The 17,195-nt window shown below is 69.9% G+C and carries 15 protein-coding genes and 1 pseudogene; 9 read left to right on the top strand and 7 right to left on the bottom strand.

The window, feature by feature from the left end:
• Positions 1 to 86: 86 nt before the first annotated feature.
• The gene (locus tag Q2K21_RS34085) at positions 87 to 848 is read left to right on the top strand and encodes a phosphoglyceromutase (RefSeq protein ID WP_310779733.1); all 762 of its coding nucleotides are present in this window, start codon (positions 87 to 89) and stop codon (positions 846 to 848) included.
• 66 nt (positions 849 to 914) lie between these two features.
• Here Q2K21_RS34085 and Q2K21_RS34080 read toward each other — a convergent pair.
• From Q2K21_RS34080 to phoU, 6 genes and pseudogenes are all read right to left on the bottom strand, one after another.
• Positions 915 to 1,214 (bottom strand): annotated as a pseudogene (locus Q2K21_RS34080) (transposase family protein); the annotation flags it as partial.
• Positions 1,215 to 1,355: 141 nt separating this feature from the next.
• Positions 1,356 to 1,853 (bottom strand): hypothetical protein, encoded by a 498-nt coding sequence (locus Q2K21_RS34075; protein ID WP_310779731.1) that lies wholly within the window; start codon positions 1,851 to 1,853, stop codon positions 1,356 to 1,358.
• 215 nt (positions 1,854 to 2,068) lie between these two features.
• Positions 2,069 to 2,572, bottom strand: coding sequence for a lactococcin 972 family bacteriocin (locus Q2K21_RS34070; RefSeq protein WP_310779729.1), 504 nt, complete (start codon positions 2,570 to 2,572; stop codon positions 2,069 to 2,071).
• 402 nt (positions 2,573 to 2,974) lie between these two features.
• Entirely contained in the window at positions 2,975 to 5,410 is a 2,436-nt protein-coding gene (locus Q2K21_RS34065; RefSeq protein WP_310779727.1) for an N-acetylmuramoyl-L-alanine amidase, read from the bottom strand.
• Between the two features lie 378 nt (positions 5,411 to 5,788).
• Positions 5,789 to 5,941: a hypothetical protein gene (locus Q2K21_RS34060; protein WP_310779726.1), complete on the bottom strand. Its 153-nt coding sequence runs from the start codon at positions 5,939 to 5,941 to the stop codon at positions 5,789 to 5,791.
• Positions 5,942 to 6,119: 178 nt separating this feature from the next.
• Entirely contained in the window at positions 6,120 to 6,809 is a 690-nt protein-coding gene (gene phoU, locus Q2K21_RS34055) for a phosphate signaling complex protein PhoU (RefSeq protein WP_310779725.1), read from the bottom strand.
• 245 nt (positions 6,810 to 7,054) lie between these two features.
• Between phoU and Q2K21_RS34050 the strand changes: the two genes are divergently transcribed.
• Both Q2K21_RS34050 and Q2K21_RS34045 read left to right on the top strand, forming a co-directional pair.
• Positions 7,055 to 8,359 carry a two-component system sensor histidine kinase PhoR gene (locus tag Q2K21_RS34050; protein WP_310779723.1) on the top strand — a complete coding sequence of 435 codons (1,305 nt, stop codon included), beginning with the start codon at positions 7,055 to 7,057 and terminating at the stop codon, positions 8,357 to 8,359.
• On the top strand, positions 8,356 to 9,036 hold the full coding sequence (locus Q2K21_RS34045; protein ID WP_007382946.1) for a two-component system response regulator PhoP: 681 nt from the start codon (positions 8,356 to 8,358) through the stop codon (positions 9,034 to 9,036). Before Q2K21_RS34050 ends, Q2K21_RS34045 begins: the two co-directional genes overlap by 4 nt.
• Before the next feature lie 202 nt (positions 9,037 to 9,238).
• On the opposite strand, the gene Q2K21_RS34040 is transcribed toward Q2K21_RS34045, so the two are convergent.
• On the bottom strand, positions 9,239 to 9,880 hold the full coding sequence (locus Q2K21_RS34040) for a copper chaperone PCu(A)C (RefSeq protein WP_310779720.1): 642 nt from the start codon (positions 9,878 to 9,880) through the stop codon (positions 9,239 to 9,241).
• 678 nt (positions 9,881 to 10,558) lie between these two features.
• On the opposite strand from Q2K21_RS34040, the gene Q2K21_RS34035 reads away from it, so the two are divergent.
• From Q2K21_RS34035 to Q2K21_RS34010, 6 genes are all read left to right on the top strand, one after another.
• Positions 10,559 to 11,041, top strand: coding sequence for a CarD family transcriptional regulator (locus Q2K21_RS34035; protein ID WP_003953493.1), 483 nt, complete (start codon positions 10,559 to 10,561; stop codon positions 11,039 to 11,041).
• A 378-nt stretch (positions 11,042 to 11,419) separates the two neighbouring features.
• Positions 11,420 to 12,172: a 2-C-methyl-D-erythritol 4-phosphate cytidylyltransferase gene (gene ispD / locus Q2K21_RS34030; protein ID WP_310779419.1), complete on the top strand. Its 753-nt coding sequence runs from the start codon at positions 11,420 to 11,422 to the stop codon at positions 12,170 to 12,172.
• Positions 12,162 to 12,683, top strand: a complete 522-nt coding sequence (gene ispF / locus Q2K21_RS34025) for a 2-C-methyl-D-erythritol 2,4-cyclodiphosphate synthase (RefSeq protein WP_310779414.1) — start codon at positions 12,162 to 12,164, stop codon at positions 12,681 to 12,683. The genes ispD and ispF overlap by 11 nt, the downstream gene beginning before the upstream one ends.
• A gap of 145 nt (positions 12,684 to 12,828) precedes the next feature.
• The gene (gene cysS / locus Q2K21_RS34020; protein ID WP_310779411.1) at positions 12,829 to 14,226 is read left to right on the top strand and encodes a cysteine--tRNA ligase; all 1,398 of its coding nucleotides are present in this window, start codon (positions 12,829 to 12,831) and stop codon (positions 14,224 to 14,226) included.
• 97 nt (positions 14,227 to 14,323) lie between these two features.
• Positions 14,324 to 15,265 (top strand): 23S rRNA (guanosine(2251)-2'-O)-methyltransferase RlmB, encoded by a 942-nt coding sequence (gene rlmB / locus Q2K21_RS34015; protein ID WP_310779408.1) that lies wholly within the window; start codon positions 14,324 to 14,326, stop codon positions 15,263 to 15,265.
• Positions 15,266 to 15,405: 140 nt separating this feature from the next.
• Positions 15,406 to 17,133 (top strand): DoxX family protein, encoded by a 1,728-nt coding sequence (locus tag Q2K21_RS34010; protein ID WP_310779405.1) that lies wholly within the window; start codon positions 15,406 to 15,408, stop codon positions 17,131 to 17,133.
• The last annotated feature ends 62 nt before the right edge of the window (positions 17,134 to 17,195 follow it).

Genomic DNA, 17,195 nt, shown 5'->3' with positions numbered 1-17,195 from the left:
GTCAACCGTCCGACGGTCGAGGGAGCGGTGGTCCGCCTGCTGGGCTGGTGCGCAATCGATCAAAAGGTTCGATTACGCTCGGGGCCATGGCCGACGCACCGTACAAGCTGATCCTCCTCCGCCATGGCGAGAGCGAGTGGAACGCGAAGAACCTGTTCACCGGATGGGTGGACGTCAACCTCAACGAGAAGGGCGAGAAGGAGGCGGTCCGCGGCGGTGAGCTGCTGAAGGACGCCGGCCTGCTGCCCGACGTGGTCCACACGTCCCTCCAGAAGCGCGCGATCCGCACCGCGCAGCTCGCGCTGGAGGCCGCCGACCGTCACTGGATCCCGGTCCACCGCTCCTGGCGCCTGAACGAGCGTCACTACGGTGCCCTCCAGGGCAAGGACAAGGCACAGACGCTGGCCGAGTTCGGCGAGGAGCAGTTCATGCTCTGGCGCCGCTCGTACGACACCCCGCCCCCGCCGCTCGCGGACGACTCCGAGTTCTCCCAGGCGAACGACCCGCGCTACGCGTCGATCCCGCCGGAGCTGCGCCCGAAGACGGAGTGCCTGAAGGACGTCGTCTTCCGCATGCTCCCGTACTGGTACGACGGCATCGTCCCGGACCTGCTGGCCGGTCGCACGGTCCTGGTCGCGGCCCACGGGAACAGCCTGCGCGCGCTGGTCAAGCACCTCGACGGCATCTCGGACGCCGACATCGCGGGCCTGAACATCCCGACGGGCATCCCGCTCTCCTACGAACTGGACGCCGACTTCAAGCCGGTCAACCCCGGCGGCACGTACCTCGACCCGGAGGCGGCCGCGGCGGCGATCGAGGCGGTCAAGAACCAGGGCAAGAAGAAGTAAGCGCCTACGAAGAAGCCCCCTACCTGCGGTTTCTACGCTGGGAGGGGGCTTTTCGCTGCCTCTGGGCCGTCTCTGGGCCGTCAGGATGATCCGGCGGGTGCGGGCCGCCGTCAGGTCGTGGGCGCGGCCGGGCAGGGCGGGTGAGATCAGCAATCGCCCGGCCGGGTCGGTCACCACCTGCACGTTCACTCCGTGCCGGCGGTGCTTGTGCGAGTAATCGGCGCGGCTGTCGACGACCCGGTCGCACTCGGCGAGGGTGCCGTCCAGCAGGACGTGGTCGGGGTCGGCTTCGCGTAGCGCGCGCAGTAGGCCGGGCGTGCGGTCGGCGAGCAGGCCGATCACCGCGGCCGTGCAGGCGTGGGCGGTGCCAACAGGGCTTCTGAGCCGGCGAGTTGAGACCTCGAACACCTCCCTCAACGGCACGGGAGCCTTGTCCGTCGCGGACGGTTACGTCGTCACTCGATCAGCGGCCGCGCTGAAACACCTCAGTGGCCACGCTGAAACACCTCACTGGCCGACGCCGACCCCGGCGGAACGAATACGGCGAGACCTCCACCAACCCCAGACCGTGTGGCCCACCAGAGCGACCGCCACGGCAACAGCCGTGAACCGAACGGTGGTCCAGGTACCCAGAACAACCTGACTCGGCCCGCGCGACTCCGTCTCCAGACGCATGGAAGTCTCATAAAAAGCCACCAGGGGAATAAGCAGCCGGAAGAACAGGCCGCCGATGCCCGGCACCTGCGCGACGTTCCCCAGGAGGCCAAGGGGTGCTCCGAAGAAGAGTGACAGCACACCCCAGAGGGCAATTCCGGATGATCCCGCACCTGAGGAATCCAGTCCACCCAGGGAGGCCAGGCTTCCCTTGGTCAGGTAGTAGGTCACGACACCGATAGCCAGCCCCAGAGGCGCGAGAACAACCGATTCGATTTTAGACCGGCGGAAATAACCCACCAGAAACGCGTAACAGGCCCACGGCCACCCGCCGGTGAAAACGGCGCCCACGGCCGCACCTGGACGGCCGCCCCAATGCTCAGCGGCAGGCCCTATCAGGCCAAGCAACAAGCCAAGCCCGAGTGGCACCGCAAACGAAGCGGCCCGAGCACCCCAAAAGTTCACCCTCTCCCCTTCCGGTCCCAATGCGGCATTACTCCGGGCCCGTGCAAGCCCGGAGTAATGGCCCACCCGAGGGAGGTCAACCCTCATCACAACGGACAAATTTATGCATTATCGTAATATGCATAGCAGGTGTAGGCCGCACCTTGTGTGTGGTTGGCGTAGGAAGTCTCCCCCTTTGCCACCCAGCCACTTGAATGGTCGATGTTGACGACCCTGACCGTTGACTTGTGCTTCACATCCGCGATGTAGTTCGAGTAGCACTTCTTTTTAGTTCCACCCGACATCGATTCGGACCCATAGCACCACTTGCCATGAGTCACAGTCTCGCAGGTATTATCTTTCGCCTGAACGGCCGAATTTTTGATTTCTATCTTTACCACGCCCCACTCGGAGGGGTTACCCAGCTCCGCCGGCGGTTTGACGCCGTCACCCCTCTTGTGGATGACGGGCTGCCCAGCTATGAGGCCGCCGCTGGCCTCAACCACGGTATCGCCGGTACCGGTTCCGCTCTGAGGGCCGTAGGCCGCCGCCGGGCTGGCAAAGCCGGAAACCGCAAGCGCGGCGCCCGAAATGCCGAAGAGTATTGACTTTCCAAACCTTTTCACGTTTCCCCCTTTTCCACCCCCGCTATCGGAGGCTGGGAGGGATCTTCTACGAGGGCGCTGCGGCGGTCAAGGCTTGGCCAATTTACGGCCCCGGCACGGCCTGAAACCGTTGTCAGGCGGTGGTATTCACGGGCGGGGCCAACGAACGTGTGGCAGCGCTCGACGAGTTGGAGGAACTCGACGCCGAACACACGAGCTGCGCCGCAGGACGACCGAGCAGCGCTGGGACTGGGCGACGCCGTCCCGACCTTCCACTGAAGAAGCCCCCTACCCGCGGCATTGCCGTGAGGAGGGGGCTTTTTCAGCGTGCTTGGGCAAGGCGTCGGTGCCGCTTGCGGTTCGACGCGCTCGCCCCCGGTTCGGCCCGCAAGGTGGTGCGGGCCGGACCGGCGGGGTGGCTGGTCAGCCGATGGTGGTGATGCCGTCGGTGGTGATGGCCGGGCGGCCCGCCGTGCCGACCACGACGATCTTCACGGTGTGCTTGGCGGAGCTGGACCAGCTCTTGGTCCAGATCGCCTGGCGGTACTGGGTGGTGGAGGACTTCAGGTCCACCGTGGTGACCTTGGTGCCGTCGACGTAGATGTACGCCTGGCCGGAAGTGGAGGCCCGCGAGACGACCCAGGCCACCGAGCGTCCGGTGAAGGTCCAGCTGATCGAGGCATTGGCGGACGAGGAGCTGTAGGAGTAGCCGCCCAGGTAGCTGCTGCTGCTCTTGCGGGTCCAGGCGCCGGTGCGGGTGGTGGAGGTCTCCTGGATGATGTTCGGCGTCCCGTACACGGAGCCGCTGCGGGTGTTACCGGCCACGTCGTACGCCTTCAGGGAGAAGAGGGCCGAGGCGCCGGGCTTGGCCGTGGCCGACCAGGAGGCCACCGTCGGGCCGAAGGTGGCCGACGACGGCGCGGTCCCCAGGACCTTGGCCAGCGCCGCGTTGTCGGCGGCCTTCCAGGTCACCGACACCGGGACCGCCGTGGAGTTCACGGTGCCGGTGCGCGTCGTCATGGCGGGAGCGGTCGAGAAGGTGGGGGCGGTGGTGTCGCCGACCAGGGTGGCTCCGTCGGAGAGAGTGGTCGACCCACGGACGTGGGTGGCGCGCACCTGGACGGTGTGGCTGCCGGCGGCGACCGAGATCGAGGCGGAGCGGGCGGTGCCGGAGGCGTGCGCCACGGCCTTGCCGTCGACCAGGACGTCGAACCCGGAGATCACCGTGGATGGCGTGGAGGTCGTCCAGCTCACCGTCGCCGAGCCCTTGGTGTAGTAGCTCGTCCCGGACTTCACGGCCCCGCCGGACATTCCGGTGACGGTGACCGCGCTGACCGGGCCGGCCGCGTAGGAGCGGATCGTGCCGAGGGCGGCGTAGAGCTGGTTGCCGGGGCAGTCGGTGGCGAAGCCGTTGCGGTGCCCGGAGATCACGTTGAACTTGTAGTTCGTGCCCAGGGTGAAGCCGGAGCTGTTGGAGGCGCCCTCGGGCAGGTACGCGGTGCCGGTGGCGGGATTCACGCCGGTCATGCCGAACTTCCAGGCCGCGATCCGGGCTATGGAGCTCAACAGGGCCGTGCTCGGCGCCGCTCCGGTGTAGGGGCTCTCCTGGGAGTCACCGCCGCTGAGGTCGGTGTAGGTGCCGATGGCGGCCACGCCCATGCTGTTGGTGTTGAACCCGTAGGTCTGGGCGCCCACGACCGGCAGTGCCATCCCGCCGAAGCGGCCCTCGAAGATGGTGCCGCACTTGTCGACCAGGAAGTTGTAGCCGAGGTCGCGCCAGCCCTGGCTGAGGTGCGCGGCGTACAGGCTCCGCACGATCGCCGGCGAGTCCGAGCAGGCGTAGTTGTTGGGGGTGTCGGTGTGGTGGACGAACATCACCTTCACCGACGATCCGTACGACGGGTAGCCGGTTTCGCGGTCGCATTCGTCCGCGCCCCAGCCGGCCCTGGTGACCACCTTCGGCGGTGCCACCGTCGAGGTGGTCGACGCGGGCATCGGGTTCGGCGGGGCCGGCGACGCCGAGGCGGTCGACGAGCAGGACGGGTACGCCTCGGCCGTCGTCGGAAGCTGGCTCGGCCAGGCACTCGTGGACGGGCTCGGCGAGGTGGAGTCGGAGGCCCCGGGGGACGCCGAAGCGGAGTCGGAGGCCGTGGCCGTCGGCGTGGAGGTGGTGCCGGTGGGGGAGGAGGAGTCCGTCGGAGGCGTGGAGTCCGGCGTGCCGGTGCTGTCCGTGGCGGTGGCCGTCGCCGAGGCCGTGTCCGTCGCGGTGCCGCTGTCCGGCGGCGTGGCGGTGCCGCTGTCCACCGGCGTGGCGCTGTCGGTGGCCGTTCCGTCCATGGCGAAGCCCGCGAGGCCCATGCCGGAGCCCGACTTCCCCTTGGTGCCGGCGGCGGCCTTGCCCGGATCGATCAGGTCCACCCGCAGGCCGGCGGGCAGTGCGGTCGCCTTGTGCGAGCCGGTCGCGCGGACCTGGATCCCGTTCGACGGCCCCGACCACAACGGCGCCATCCCGCCGCGCACCCCGGGACGGTTTTGCTCGGCAGCGTCCGGAATAGCGTCCGGCTGCTGCATCTGCAGCCACTTCGTCCAGTCGCCGCTCACGGCGGAGCGGGTCCGTACCTCAACTGTTCCGCGCAGCTTGGCCTTTGCGCCGGTCCAGGTGACACCCACCATGCTGAAGGGAGTCGTGGACCTGGCCCCCAGCTCCTTGAGCGACGCGGCCCCGGTCAGGGGCAGCGAGTGCACATGCGTCTTGATCGGTTCCGCTACGTCAGACGCTCCGGCACTGCCGCTGGATCCGGCCGCTCCGACGGCCACCACCGCGACGCCACCTCCCGCGACGACCGCCCCCAGCGCCACCCACGTGCGCGTCCTCAACCCCGCGCGACGCGCGCGCCCACCTCTGTGCTCTGTACTCAATGCCCCACCCTGGAGAAAGTGGCATCACAGGCCACATACATGTCCATCAGGGGGCTCGGTGACGTGCCGCACGCGGAGTCACGCTCATCCCCCTGGCATCACTTCTATCGTGTGGGCACAGCTGTAACACAGGTGCCCCGTACGTCCAGCGCGGGAGGGTGCTGAAACGTCACAGCCGCGATGCCGGGGGAGAGACGAAGGGCCCCGGCTTCGCGCCGGGGCCCTTCGTCGTCGTACTCGCTCTTTCGTTGTCCTACGGATCGTCGTCCTACGCGGTCGCCGTCCTACGGGACGTTCCGCGCCGTGCGCCCTACGCCATCAGCCGCACTGGCACGGCGCGCCCGACTGGCACCCGCACCCGCAGCCGGAGCCGCAGCCGCACGCGCCGACCAGCGGGAGGCTAGTGATCTCGACGGGCTGTTGGGTCTCGCGCTCCTGCGTGGGGTCGGGCGTGGTGGGGGTCTCGGCCATGGGGCCCTCCTCGAGGCTGTCGAGACTCGTGCCTGTGCCTATTTCATGCCCGCCCCCACCGGCGCATCAACGGCGCACAGGCGCTTTCGCGCGCCCCGAAGGTGGCCTTCAAGCCCCGCGGAGGCCTGGCAAGCACCGTTCACGCCCGGCCGAAGCCCGCCGAAGGCCCGCTCCCCGGTCAGACCCCCTCGGTGCCCGTCACCGGCTGGATCTCCTGCTGGAGCTCGTCCGCGTGCTCACCCGTCACCAGGAACACCACCCGCTTCGCCACCGCGACCGCGTGGTCGGCGTAACGCTCGTAGTAGCGGCCCAGCAGGGTGACGTCCACGGCCGTCTCGATGCCGTGCTTCCAGCGGTCGTCGATCAGGTGCTGGAAGAGCGTGCGGTGCAGGAGGTCCATCTCGTCGTCGTCCTGCTCCAGCTGCATCGCCAGGTCGACGTCCTTCGTGATGATGACCTCCGCCGCCTTCGCCATCAGGCGCTGGGCGAGTTGCCCCATCTCCAGGATGGTGGCGTGCAGGTCCTGCGGGACGGCGCGCTCCGGGAAGCGCAGCCGGGCCAGCTTCGCGACGTGCTGCGCCAGGTCGCCCGAGCGCTCCAGGTCGGCGCTCATCCGCAGCGACGTGACGACGATGCGCAGGTCCGTCGCCACCGGCTGCTGGCGGGCGAGGAGAGCTATCGCGCGCGCCTCCAGGTCGTGCTGGAGGTCGTCGACCTTCGTGTCGGCCTCGATCACGGCCTCCGCCAGCTTCAGGTCGGAGTCGAGGATCGCCGTCGTGGCGCGCCCGATCGCCGACCCGACGAGCCGGGCCATCTCGACCAGACCCTCGCCGATCGAGTCAAGTTCCTCGTGGTACGCGTCCCGCATCAGGGTGTCCCTCTCTTACGTCTGCTTCGGGGGCCGGGGGCCGGGGGCCGTCGTCACCATGACGAACACGGCGGCCATACGACACCCGTACTTACCCCACGCTCCCACGTTCCGGCCCGTACGAGACTGTTTCCGGCATCCCAAATGAACCATTACTGGCTCCAAGGTGAACTCTGGGCGACGAGTGTTCGAGGTCCCACTCCGATGGCTGTGGGTAAGCGTCCTGACGTGCCTAACCTGGGTGCATGGACGTGAACGCGGCGGTCGCCGCAGCGGCAGCGATCGCCGGGGTGCTTACCGGTGTCATCGCCATGCTGGCGTTCCGCTGGAGCGAGCGCGACCAGAAACGCCCCACCCGCACCTCCCTGCACACCGACCCCGTGCTTCCGCCGGGCGTGGACACGGTGCTGTCCGTGCTGCGGTCCTCGGCCGTCGTACTCGACGAGGCCGACTCCGTCGTGAAGGCCAGCTCCGCGGCGTACGCCCTCGGGCTCGTGCGCGGCGGCAAGCTCGCCGTGGAGCCGATGCTCCAGATGGCGCGCGACACCCGGCGCGACGGCGAGATACGCCAGGTCGAGCTGGACCTGCCGCGCCGCGGCACCGGACGCGGGGAGGCCCTCGCGGTGTCCGCCCGCGTGGCGCCCCTGGGCTCTCGGCTGGTGTTGCTGCTCGTCGAGGACCTCACCGAGGCCCGTCGGATCGAGGCGGTGCGCCGCGACTTCGTGGCCAACGTCAGTCATGAGCTGAAGACGCCGGTGGGGGCTCTGTCGCTGCTCTCCGAGGCCGTGATGGACGCCTCCGACGACCCCGAGGCCGTGGAGCGCTTCGCGGGCCGGATGCAGATCGAGGCGACCCGGCTGACCAACCTCGTGCAGGAACTCATCGACCTCTCGCGGGTGCAGAACGACGACCCGCTGGAGGACGCCGAGCCCGTGCGCGTCGACGAACTCGTCGCCGAGGCCATCGACCGCTGCCGCCACCAGGCCGGCACCAAGCAGATCACGATGGCCGCCGGCGGCACCGCCGACCTGCATGTGTACGGCAACCGCGGCCAGCTGGCCGCCGCCCTCGGCAACCTCGTGGAGAACGCCGTCAACTACTCGCCCGCCCGCACCCGCGTCGGCATCGCCGCCCGCAGGGTGGCCGTGCCCGGCGGGGACCTGATCGAGCTGGCCGTCACCGACCAGGGCATCGGCATCTCCGACAAGGACAAGGAGCGCATCTTCGAGCGCTTCTACCGCGTCGACCCGGCCCGCTCCCGTGCCACGGGCGGTACGGGCCTCGGCCTCGCGATCGTCAAGCATGTGGCCGCCTCGCACGGCGGGGAGGTCACGGTGTGGAGCTCGGAAGGACAGGGCTCCACTTTCACCCTGCGGCTGCCGGAGGCGGGCGCGTCCCGCGACCGTGCGACCGACCGTCCCTCCGGCCACGAAGACCTCGAAGACCTCGAAGACCTCGAATACCTCGAAGAAGAGGACGGTCGGCCCGGCCGGACGACCACCGTCTCATCCCCGTACGAACCGCTTCCCGCCCCGGAGGTCCTTCCGTGACCCGAGTGCTCGTCGTCGAGGACGAGGAGTCCTTCTCCGACGCCCTGTCCTACATGCTCCGCAAGGAGGGCTTCGAGGTCGCCATCGCGGCCACCGGGCCCGACGGCCTCGACGAGTTCGAGCGCAACGGCGCCGATCTCGTCCTGCTCGACCTGATGCTGCCCGGTCTGCCCGGTACGGAGGTCTGCCGTCAGCTGCGTGGCCGGTCCAACGTCCCGGTGATCATGGTGACCGCCAAGGACAGCGAGATCGACAAGGTGGTCGGGCTGGAGATAGGAGCCGACGACTACGTCACCAAGCCGTTCTCCTCGCGTGAGCTGGTCGCCCGTATCCGGGCCGTCCTGCGCCGTCGCGGCGAGCCGGAGGAGGTGACGCCGGCCGCGCTGGAGGCCGGTCCGGTGCGGATGGACGTCGACCGTCACGTGGTCACGGTCTCCGGCTCGAAGGTCGACCTGCCGCTCAAGGAGTTCGACCTCCTGGAGATGCTGCTGCGCAACGCGGGCCGCGTCCTGACCCGTATGCAGCTCATCGACCGGGTCTGGGGCGCCGACTACGTGGGCGACACCAAGACCCTCGATGTTCACGTCAAGCGTCTGCGCGCCAAGATCGAGCCGGACCCGGGCGCCCCGCGCTACCTGGTGACGGTCCGCGGCCTCGGCTACAAGTTCGAGCCGTAAGCCGGGAAACGGCCTTCACGCGCGCGTACAGGCGCCAGGACGCTTCACGCGCGTACAGCACGACGATGCTTCACGCACGCGTACAGATGCCACGACGCTTCCCGCGCGCGTACAGCACAACGAAGGGCGGCACCCCCTGGAGGGGTGCCGCCCTTCGTGCGGAGGAGGGGCCTGCTCGTCGTGCGTACGAGGGCCCTCGGTCTCAGTGCCCGGGAGAGCTCGACCCGGTCGCCGTCGCGCTCGCGGAGGCGGCGCCCTCCATCGTCCCGCCCGGATTCGGGCTCGACGTCGTGGTCGCGGTCCCCGTCGCCGTCTCGGTGGCGCTCGGCGACGGGATGTTGCTCGGCCCCCACTTGTCGAAGTAGCTCTCGGCCGGGACGACGAACGCGCGCAGGCTGACGTCGCCCGTCTTGCTGAAGGTGAAGGTGACCTTCTGCGCGTTGCCGTCCTGCACGCCCGAGCCGAGGTCGTTCAGGACGGCGGAGGCGTTGTCCTTGCCGCCGATGACGACCGAGCCGCCGGCCGGGACGGTCAGCTTGCCCTGGCCCTTGGCGGGCGAGAGGGCGGCGGTGCCGTCGCCCTCCACGCTGACCGAGTCCAGCGTCTGCGCGGTGCGGCCGGTGTTGAAGACGGTCGCCGAGATCACGGCCGGGCCGCTGGCCTGGTCGGGCTGGGTGATGACGAGCGCGTTCTGGATCTTGATGTCGCCGACGCTGGTCGCCGCGTTGTCCGGCTTGATCTCGAGCGTCTGGCTGTTGTTGCCGGCGCCGCACGCGGCGAGCGAGGCGATCGAGGACGCGATGGCGGCGGCGGCGAGGGCGCCGCGTCGAAGGCTGCTGCTCACGGCGGCGGCAACTCCTTGTACGTGGGCGGAGCAGGGCGACCCCCTGATAAAGCCGCCCTAAGTGTCTGTCAGCGGCCTTAGGTTACCGAGCCGTTCCCCGGCCGCCGCACCCGACCCGCCCCTACCCGTCCGTAGCCCGCCCCGCCCGCCGGTCCAGGGCCTGCATTGCCCGCCGGTCCAGGGCCCGTACCGCCCCCCGCGCGGCTGCCCCGGGCGCACACTTCGCCCTGCGTCCCATCAGCCGCTTTGACCTTGAGTTGGTCTGCCATTCACATAAGCGTCCCCACTCCCGGCGCGGGATTTCCCGTAAGGAATGCGGGACGGAGCGAAATTGATCACGGGGACAACAACCGGGGATCATCGGTCTCCTTGATCAATTCCGGATTCGTCGCGTACCCGACTCCGGGTACCGAACGGAGTAGCGGAAGTCGAGTGCTTGGAGCGGGACAAAAGTGGACGATCGACCCCTGGTTCGAGGCTTCCGATGTGTGTAACGTGTGGGTTTCACCCCGCCCGCAGAGCCGCTCCGACCTGCGAATACCCTCTTCCGTTCGCGGCTCGAAGCACGTTCCTGTTGCGGTTGTCAAGCCCCGAGATATGCCCTGACCTGCGAAAACGCCATTCAGAACACGCGGTTTCCGTGTTACCCTGGATAGCCACGGAAGGGGTACCTGTCACATGACGTTCAAGGTTGGCGACACCGTGGTCTATCCCCATCACGGGGCCGCGCTGATCGAGGCCATCGAAACTCGCCAGATCAAAGGCGTGGACAAGACCTACTTGGTGCTGAAGGTCGCCCAGGGCGACCTGACGGTGCGTGTGCCAGCGGACAATGCGGAGTTCGTCGGCGTGCGTGATGTGGTCGGTCAGGACGGGCTGGACCGGGTCTTCGAGGTGCTGCGCGCGCCGTACGCCGAGGAGCCCACGAACTGGTCGCGTCGCTACAAGGCAAATCTCGAGAAGCTCGCCTCCGGCGATGTCATCAAGGTCGCGGAAGTCGTCCGTGACCTGTGGCGTCGTGAGCGGGAGCGCGGACTGTCCGCGGGTGAGAAGCGGATGCTCGCCAAGGCCCGGCAGATCCTGGTGAGCGAGCTCGCCCTCGCGGAGAACACGAACGAGGACAAGGCCGAGGCCCTGCTCGACGAGGTTCTCGCGTCCTGACGCCCATTCCGTGCCGCTCGCTCCCCGACATCAGGAGCGGGGCGGACGGAGCGGCGTGCAGCACACATGTACATGCCGTGGTGCCCGATGACGCAGTAGCTGTCGCCGGGCGCTGCGGCATGTCCGCACCCGGACGCGGGAACGTGGAGCCTTGCGAACGGTGAAGCCTTGCCGAACGGTGAAGCCTTGCCGAACCATGGAGCCGTGCCCGGCGTAGGCCGGCGGGGCCGTGTTGAATCCTTCTGGCCCGATACTTGGCGTGCCGGGCCCGGGCAGCTGGCTCGACCAGAAGTCACGGAAGGGTCCGGTCAAGGCGTCGCGCCCGGCACGCTGTGGCCATACCCATCCCGGCCGAGCACACAAACCTGACAGGAACCGATGTCTGACGATTCGCGCCCTTCGCCTGCGGGGGCCCGTACTGCTGCAGTGATTCCGGCCGCCGGCCGGGGCGTACGCCTTGGTCCGGGCGCCCCCAAAGCGCTACGCGCGCTGAACGGCACGCCCATGCTCATCCACGCGGTGCGCGCGATGGCGGCGTCCCGCGCCGTCTCGCTCGTGATCGTCGTGGCCCCGCCCGACGGGGTGGCCGAGGTCAAGTCGCTGCTCGACGCGCACGCGCTGCCGGAGCGGACCGACTTCCTGGTCGTCCCCGGTGGTGACACACGGCAGGAGTCGGTGAAGCTCGGCCTCGACGCGCTGCCGCCGGACTACGAGATCGTCCTCGTCCATGACGCGGCCCGTCCGCTCGTTCCGGTGGACACGGTGGACGCGGTCATCGAGGCGGTACGGGAGGGCGCGCCGGCCGTCGTACCGGCGCTGCCGCTCGCGGACACGGTGAAGGAGGTCGCGCCTGCGGGCACGCCCGGCGAGCCGGAGCCGGTGGTCGCCACGCCCGAGCGCGCCCGGCTGCGCGCGGTGCAGACACCGCAGGGCTTCGACCGCGCGACGCTGATGCGGGCCCACGAGACGGTGGCGGACGACGTCACGGACGACGCGAGCATGGTGGAGCAGCTGGGGGAGCGGGTCGTGGTGGTTCCCGGCCACGAGGAGGCCTTCAAGGTCACGCGCCCCCTGGACCTGGTCCTGGCGGAGGCGGTCCTGGCGCGCAGGAGGCTGAACGATGGCTTCTGACGGAGCCGAGGTCCGGTTCCCGCCGGGTGGCGTTCTGCTGCCGCAGGTGGGCATCGGCACCGACATCCACGCCTTCGAGGAGGGGCGGGAGCTGTGGTGCGCGGGCCTGAAGTGGGAGGGGGAGGGGCCGGGCCTGGCCGGCCACTCGGACGCGGACGTGGTCGCGCACGCCGCGTGCAACGCGCTGTTCTCGGCGGCCGGTCTCGGTGACCTGGGGCAGCACTTCGGCACCGGACGGCCCGAATGGTCCGGCGCGTCCGGGGTCACGCTGCTGACGGAGGCCGCCCGGATCGTCCGCGAGGCGGGTTTCACGATCGGCAACATCGCGGTCCAGGTGGTCGGCCCCCGCCCGAAGATCGGCAAGCGCCGGGACGAGGCACAGAAGATTCTCTCGGAGGCGGCGGGCGCCCCGGTCTCCGTCTCCGGCGCGACGACGGACGGCCTCGGCTTCCCGGGCCGTGACGAGGGGCTGATGGCGATCGCCACGGCGCTCGTGGTGCGGGTGAGCTGAGCGCGTGCGGGGGTGCCCTGGAGAGTCACCGGTGATCCAGGCCGGGCGAAGCCCGCTGGGAGACGGTCCTCGGGATGTCACGAATACGTGGCCCTTGGCCGCAAGGGGTCGCGAGGCACTACCCTCCGCCCACTACCCTGGACTCGTGACTATTCGCCTGTACGACACCAGCGCCCGGCAGATCCGTGATTTCACCCCGCTCAAGCCGGGTTGTGTCTCGATCTACCTGTGTGGCGCCACCGTGCAGGCGGCGCCCCACATCGGGCACATCCGCTCGGGGCTCAACTTCGACATCATGCGCCGGTGGTTCGAGTACCGCGGCTACGACGTCACGTTCGTCCGCAACGTGACGGACATCGACGACAAGATCATCTGGAAGGCGGCCGACCAGGGCCGCCCCTGGTGGGCGATCGGGTACGAGAACGAGCGCGCCTTCAACGACGGCTACACCGTGCTCGGCTGCCTGCCGCCCACGTACGAGCCGCGTGCCACCGGCCATGTCACCGAGATGGTCGAGATGATGCGCGCCCTCATCGAGCGCGGGCACGCCTACGAGGCGGACGGCAGCGTCTACTTCGACGTCCGCTCCTGGCCCTCCTACCTGGAGCTGTCCAAGCAGGACCTGGAGGAGATGCGGCAGCCCGCCGAGGAGGGCATCACCGGCAAGCGGGACCCGCGCGACTTCGCCATGTGGAAGGCGGCCAAGCCGGGCGAGCCCGACTGGGAGACCCCGTGGGGCCGGGGCCGTCCGGGCTGGCACCTGGAGTGCTCGGCGATGGCGCACAAGTACCTCGGCTCCGCCTTCGACATCCACGGCGGCGGCCTCGACCTGATCTTCCCGCACCACGAGAACGAGATCGCCCAGGCCAAGGCGTTCGGCGACGACTTCGCCCAGTACTGGGTGCACAACGCCTGGGTCACCATGAGCGGCGAGAAGATGTCCAAGTCGCTCGGCAACAGCGTCCTCGTCTCCGAGATGGTCAAGCAGTGGCGCCCGATCGTGCTGCGCTACTACCTCGGCACTCCGCACTACCGCTCGACCATCGAATACAGCGAGGACGCCCTGCGCGAGGCCGAGTCCGCGTTCGCCCGCATCGAGGGCTTCGTGCAGCGCGTGGTGGAGAAGGCGGGCGTCGTCGAGCCGTCCGCCGAGGTCCCGCCCGCCTTCGCCGAGGCCATGGACGACGACCTGGGCGTGCCGCAGGCGCTCGCCATCGTGCACACCACCGTCCGGCAGGGCAACAGCGCGCTGGCCGCCGACGACAAGGAGGCCGCCGTGGCCCGGCTCGCCGAGGTGCGGGCCATGCTCGGCGTCCTCGGCCTCGACCCGCTCGACGCGCAGTGGGGCGGCGAGAGCGACCGCGGCGAGGACCTGCACGGTGTCGTCGACAGCCTCGTCAGCCTTGTGCTCCAGCAGCGCGAGGCGGCTCGTGCCCGCAAGGACTGGGCCACCGCGGACGCCATCCGCGACCAGCTCAACCAGTCCGGGCTGGTCATCGAGGACAGCCCGCAGGGCCCGCGCTGGACGCTCGGCCCGCGCTGAGCCCGCCGCGACCGGCGAAGATCGATTGTGCCGCCCGGCCCTCCGGGCGGCACACTGCATAGACGTACGTACGAAAGCTTCAACAGACAGGTAGGTCATGGCCGCGAACAACCGCCGCATGTCCGGCAAGAAGGGCGCGCAGGTCGGCAGTGGCGGACAGCGACGCCGGGGCCTGGAGGGCAAGGGCCCGACTCCGCCCGCCGAGATGCGCAAGGGGCACAAGAAGAACCGCATCGCCAACGCCAAGGCGAAGCAGGCCGTACGCCGTCCCGCGCCGCGCGGCCGTGGCGGCAAGTCGTCCTCCGAGCTGGTCGTCGGCCGCAACCCGGTCGTCGAGGCGCTGCGCGAGGGCGTGCCCGCGAGCACCCTCTACGTCCAGCAGTTCATCGACAACGACGAGCGCGTCCGCGAGGCCCTCCAGCTCGCCGCCGAGCGCGGCGGCATCAACCTCATGGAGGCCCCGCGCCCCGAGCTCGACCGCATGACCAACGGGCTCAACCACCAGGGACTGGTCCTCCAGGTCCCGCCCTACGAGTACGCCCACCCCGAGGACCTGGCGAACGCCGCCTACGACGACGGCGAGGACCCGCTGATCGTCGCGCTCGACGGCGTGACCGACCCGCGCAACCTCGGTGCCGTCGTCCGCTCCGTCTCCGCCTTCGGCGGTCACGGCGTCGTCGTGCCCGAGCGGCGCGCGGCCGGTATGACCGCCGGTGCGTGGAAGACGTCCGCCGGTACGGCCGCCCGTACGCCCGTGGCGCGCGCCACCAACCTGACGCGTGCCCTGGAGGCGTACAAGAAGGCCGGAATCGTGGTCGTCGGCCTCGCCGCCGACGGCGAGGCCGAACTCGGCGAACTGGAGGCCCTGGACGGCCCGGTCGTCATCGTCGTCGGCAGCGAGGGCAAGGGTCTGTCCCGGCTGGTCGGCGAGACCTGCGACTTCCGGGTGCGGATTCCGATGCCGGGTGGCGCGGAGTCGCTCAACGCCGGTGTGGCGGCGGGGATCGTCCTGTATGAGGCGGCCCGCCGGCGCGCATGACGGCGACGGCTGCGAGGGCATGAACAGGCGTTCATGCCCTCGCCCATACGGGGCAATCCGGTCGTTCCGGACAAGTTTGACGGGGTCCAGACAGATCCGCGCGGTCAAAGCAGTGTCCTAACCACACGTCACTCGGTTAGATGAGTGTGGAGACCAGAACACGCCGCACACCCACGGGGGACCGCTCGTCGGGATTCGACGAGACTCCCGCGTTGAGCATGGTGAAGGTGCCGAGCGATCCGGCGCAGGTCATCGTCAATCATGCGAGTTTCCGCGTGCAGTTGGGCGCGTCGGCGCGGCGCGCCCAGTCCCCGCGGGTCGCACGGCAGTCGAGCGCCACCCACGACGGCGTCCGTATGCCCGTCGCCGGTGCGGCGGGCAGAGCGGGCGCGCCCGGCGCCGCCGGTGGCCGTCGCCGGCCCGTCGTCTGGAGCGGACGGTCCGCGCCCGACGACTCCGGCGCCCACCGGCTGTTGCAGGCCGTGCGGAGCACTAGCGTGGGCTACGGCGAGGAACCGGCCGTCGACGCGGGCGCGACCCAGGTCATCCCGCGCGTCGGCGTCGACGGTCTGCCGGGGACCGGGGGCTATGACGACGGCCTGACCTCGACCATCGAGACGCCGGTCATCGGCGGCCCGCGCGGCCACGGCTACGGCGAGCCCCCGCTGCTGCCGCACATGCGGAGCGCGGGCAGCGCGTACGACGAGCCCATCTACGAGCAGTCCGCCTACGGCGCACCGGCCTACGACGAGCCCGCGTACGACGAACTCGCCTATGGGCACGGGGAGTTCGGGGACGACGACGCGGCCGGCGAGCGGGAGCACCCGGTCGAGCGGCACGCCGGCACCCTGACACCGACCGCGGGGGGCGTACGGCACGCCTACTATCCCGGCCGTCGTATGAACCTCGGCGTGGTACTGCTGCCCCTGCGCATCTTCCTCGGCTCCATCTCCGTCTACGCCGGCATGGGCAAGCTCTGCGACCCCGTCTACTTCGACGGCGGCGAGCGGGGCTCCATGGTGAAGTGGCTCAACACGCTGCACCCCTGGGAAGCCGCCGAGCCGCTGCGGCAGTTCGGGCTCCAGCACCCCGTCGGCACCGGACTGGTCATCGCCTTCCTCCAGGTCATCGTGGGCGTGCTCACGGTCCTCGGCCTGTGGCAGCGGGTCGCCGCCACGCTCGGTGCGCTGCTGTCGGCCGCGCTGATCGTCACCGTGAGCTGGAAGACCTCTCCCGCGTACGACACGCCCGACATCATCTATCTCGCCGCCTGGTCGCCGCTGGTCATCGCCGGGGCGCCGGTGTACTCCGTGGACGGCCGTCTCGCGGGCAGCGCCTGGCGCAGGCTGGGGCCGCGGTCGGACATCTGGGAGCTGCGGCTGTACGTGCTGCGCCGGGGCGCTTTGATGACGGCGCTCGTGACCGGGCTGACGCTGCTGATCGGGTCGCTGCTCGGCGGGGCGGTGCGGGACGCGGACCGCGTGGTCGTACCGGGACCCGGCGAGGCGCCGCGCAACGAACTGCCGGGTTCGCCGCTGCCCAAGAGTCCGGAGGCGCGGCAGCACAAGGCGAGCCCCTCGGCCTCGCAGTCGCCGACACAGGGCACGACGTCGTCGCCGTCCAGCGCGGCCACGACGCCGGGCGCGACCGGCGCGGCCACGGGCGGCCGGCCGAGCCAGACCCAGGGCACGGTGGGCCAGGCCCCGTCACGGCACTCGGCGCCGGCGGGGCAGGCCCCGAGCACCAGCGCGGGCCCGTCGTCCTCGGGCGGCAGCGGCACGGGAGGCCCGACGGGCGGGGCGAGCAGCGGCGGAGGCGGCGGCAGCTCCGGAGGCTCGGACCATCTGGTGGGCGGGCTGCTGGGATAGCCCGGACCGTCACACGGGTGGGGCCCCGCGCACTCGGTGCGCGGGGCCCCACCCGTGTGCGG

It is taken from the genome of Streptomyces sp. CGMCC 4.7035 (genome assembly GCF_031583065.1).
Lineage (GTDB): Bacteria > Actinomycetota > Actinomycetes > Streptomycetales > Streptomycetaceae > Streptomyces > Streptomyces yaanensis.
The sequence above is the reverse complement of the archived record's forward strand: the minus strand, read 5'-3'. Positions and strand labels throughout refer to the sequence as shown.

What these genes read in the sequence shown, in the direction of transcription:
- Q2K21_RS34085 (WP_310779733.1), top strand. Translation starts at nt 87, where the DNA reads ATGGCCGACGCACCGTACAAGCTGATCCTCCTCCGCCATGGCGAGAGC.
- Q2K21_RS34060 (WP_310779726.1), bottom strand. Translation starts at nt 5,941, where the DNA reads ATGGCCGAGACCCCCACCACGCCCGACCCCACGCAGGAGCGCGAGACC.
- phoU (WP_310779725.1), bottom strand. Translation starts at nt 6,809, where the DNA reads ATGCGGGACGCGTACCACGAGGAACTTGACTCGATCGGCGAGGGTCTG.
- Q2K21_RS34050 (WP_310779723.1), top strand. Translation starts at nt 7,055, where the DNA reads ATGGACGTGAACGCGGCGGTCGCCGCAGCGGCAGCGATCGCCGGGGTG.
- Q2K21_RS34035 (WP_003953493.1), top strand. Translation starts at nt 10,559, where the DNA reads ATGACGTTCAAGGTTGGCGACACCGTGGTCTATCCCCATCACGGGGCC.
- ispD (WP_310779419.1), top strand. Translation starts at nt 11,420, where the DNA reads ATGTCTGACGATTCGCGCCCTTCGCCTGCGGGGGCCCGTACTGCTGCA.
- ispF (WP_310779414.1), top strand. Translation starts at nt 12,162, where the DNA reads ATGGCTTCTGACGGAGCCGAGGTCCGGTTCCCGCCGGGTGGCGTTCTG.
- rlmB (WP_310779408.1), top strand. Translation starts at nt 14,324, where the DNA reads ATGGCCGCGAACAACCGCCGCATGTCCGGCAAGAAGGGCGCGCAGGTC.
- Q2K21_RS34010 (WP_310779405.1), top strand. Translation starts at nt 15,406, where the DNA reads ATGAGTGTGGAGACCAGAACACGCCGCACACCCACGGGGGACCGCTCG.